Here is a 2,869-nt window from a genome sequence, read left to right on the forward strand (position 1 = left end):
CGGCTGCCCCACCAATATCGCGATCGGCACCGCGCGGCTCGGCCTGAAGAGCGGTCTGATCACGCGCGTCGGCGACGAGCACATGGGCCGCTTCATCCGCGAGCAATGCGCGCGGGAGGGCGTCGACGTCACTGGCGTGCGGACGGACCCGTCCCGATTGACGTCTCTGGTCGTGCTCGGGATTCGCGACGACAAGACGTTCCCGCTCATCTTCTATCGCGACAATTGCGCCGACAGCGCGCTCGACGAGGCGGACATCGATCCGGCCTTCATCGAGAGCGCCAAGGCGATCCTGGTGAGCGGAACGCATTTCGCCCGTCCGAACACCGCCGCCGCGCAGCTCAAGGCGATGCGCATCGCCCGCGCCGCTGGCCGCAGGATCGTGTTCGACATCGACTATCGCCCCAACCTGTGGGGGCTCGCCGGCCATGGGGCGGGCGAGGAACGCTATATCAAGTCGAGCGAGGTCACGAAAAGCCTGAGCGCCATCCTGCCGCAATGCGATCTCATGGTCGGCACCGAGGAGGAAATGATGATCGCCGGCGGGGCGGACGAACCGCTCGAAGCGCTGAAGGCGGTCCGCGCGGCGAGCCAGGCGACGCTGGTGCTCAAGCGCGGCCCGATGGGCTGCGTCGTGTTTCCTGGCGCCATCCCCGATTCGCTCGACAAGGGAATCAAAGGGCCGGGCTTTCCGGTCGAGGTCTATAACGTGCTCGGCGCCGGCGACGCGTTCATGTCCGGCTTCCTGCGCGGCTGGCTGCGCGACGAGCCGCTCGAGACTTGCTGCGCCTACGCCAACGCCAACGGCGCTTTCGCCGTCTCGCGTCTCCTGTGCTCGGCCGAATATCCGACCTGGGCCGAGCTCAGCCGCTTCCTCAAGCGTGGCTCCCCCCACCGGGCGCTGCGCCGCGACGAGACGCTCAATCACATCCATTGGGCGACGACCCGCCGGCCCGAGCCGCCCTCGATCATGGCGCTGGCTATCGATCACCGCGCCCAGCTGGAAAAAATCGCCGACGACGCCGGCGCGCCGCGCGAGCGCATCAGCGACCTCAAACTGCTCGCTGTCGAGGCCGCCGCCAAGGTCGCGGCCGGACGGCCGGGTTACGGCATGCTGCTCGACGGCAAGTATGGGCGGGAGGCGTTGTTCCGCGCCCTCGATCATGATTTCTGGATCGGCCGGCCGGTGGAGGAACCGGGTTCGCGCCCGCTCGAATTCGAGTTCGGCGGCTCGCTCGGGGTCAAGCTCGAGGAGTGGCCGGTCGCCCACACGATCAAGTGCCTGTGCTTCTATCACCCCGACGATCCCCCGGAGATGAAGGCGCGCCAGGAGCGCGAGCTCCTGCGCCTGCATGACGCCGCGCGCACGCTTGAGCGCGAGCTCTTGATCGAGATCATCGCGAGCAAGAACGGCGCGGTCGACGAGCGCACGATCGCCCGGGTGATCGAGCGGCTCTATGCGATCGGCGTCATGCCGGACTGGTGGAAGCTCGAGGGCCAGGCGAGCAGGGTGGCGTGGGACAATGTCGCGCGCGCGATTCAAACCGGCGATCCCTTATGCCGCGGGATCATGCTGCTAGGTCTGGAAGCGCCGGAGGACGATCTTGCGCAGGCGTTCGCGCTGGCGCGACATTGCAGTCTGGTCAAGGGTTTTGCGGTCGGACGGACGATCTTCGTCGAGCCCGCGGTCGAGTGGTTCGCCGGCCGCATCGGCGACCTCGAGGCGGTCGAGCGGATGGCGGGAGCGTTTTCGCGCCTGTGTGATCTCTGGCGCGATTCCGGGCGCGAAAGCGGGTGATGGCCGGCGCGACGCTTGCCGGTCGGCGGAGAACAATGATCAAGCCAGGAAAGTCTACGCCATGACAACGATCCGGTTGACCGCCGCTCAGGCGATGGTTCGCTTCCTCAGCGCGCAGCAAGTCGAAATCGACGGGCGCAAGCAGCGCCTGTTCGAGGGCGTGTTCGCGATTTTCGGCCACGGCAACGTCGCCGGCCTTGGAGAAGCGCTCTACGCCTCGCGCGGCGCGCTGCCGACCTACCGCGCCCATAACGAGCAGGCAATGGCCCATGCCGCGATCGCCTTCGCCAAAGCCTCACGGCGCAAGCGGATGATGGCCTGCACCAGTTCGATCGGCCCCGGCGCGACCAACATGGTCACCGCCGCGGCGGTCGCCCATGTCAATCGCCTCCCCGTGCTCCTGATTCCCGGCGACGTGTTCGCCAACCGCAGGCCCGATCCAGTCTTGCAGCAGGTCGAGGACTTCGGCGACGGAACGATGAGCGCCAACGACTGCTTTAAGCCCGTGTCGCGCTATTTCGACCGCATCACGCGTCCCGAGCAGATCGTGCCGGCGCTGAACCGGGCGGTCGCGGTCATGACCGATCCGGCCGAATGCGGGCCAGTGACCCTCGCCTTCTGCCAAGACGTGCAATCGGAGGCCTATGACTATCCGGCGAGCTTCTTCGACGAGCGGGTGCATCGCCCGCGCCGCATCGCGCCAGACCCGCGCGAGGTCGACGAGGCCGCCGCGCTCCTGAAACAGGCCAAGAAGCCGTTCGTCGTCTGCGGCGGCGGCGTCCTCTATTCCGACGCCGAGCGCGAGCTTATCGACTTTTGCGCCAGGCGCGGGGTTCCGGTGGTCGAGACGCAGGCGGGCAAGTCGGCGACTCCGGCCGATCATCCCCTCGCCCTGGGCGCGGTCGGCGTGACCGGGACCGGCGCCGCCAATGCGCTCGCCGCGCAGGCAGACGTGATCGTCGGCGTCGGCACCCGGTTTGCCGACTTCATCACCGGCTCCTGGGCGCTGTTCAGGAATCCCGACCGGCGATTTATAGGGCTCAACGTGCAGCCGTTCGATGCGGTCAAGCA

Annotated in this window: 2 protein-coding genes; both read left to right on the plus strand. The window is 67.5% G+C overall.

Going from position 1 to position 2,869, the window contains the following annotated elements; translation table 11 throughout:
• Positions 1–1,798 (plus strand): bifunctional 5-dehydro-2-deoxygluconokinase/5-dehydro-2-deoxyphosphogluconate aldolase (locus tag WCB02_RS24290; RefSeq protein ID WP_423962156.1); only part of this gene is annotated, 1,798 nt, incomplete at its 5' end.
• A 61-nt stretch (positions 1,799–1,859) separates the two neighbouring features.
• The coding region (locus WCB02_RS24295; protein WP_423962158.1) for a thiamine pyrophosphate-binding protein at positions 1,860–2,869 on the plus strand (1,010 nt) is incomplete at its 3' end.

It is taken from the genome of Bradyrhizobium sp., from assembly GCF_049581145.1.
Classification (GTDB): domain Bacteria; phylum Pseudomonadota; class Alphaproteobacteria; order Rhizobiales; family Xanthobacteraceae; genus Bradyrhizobium.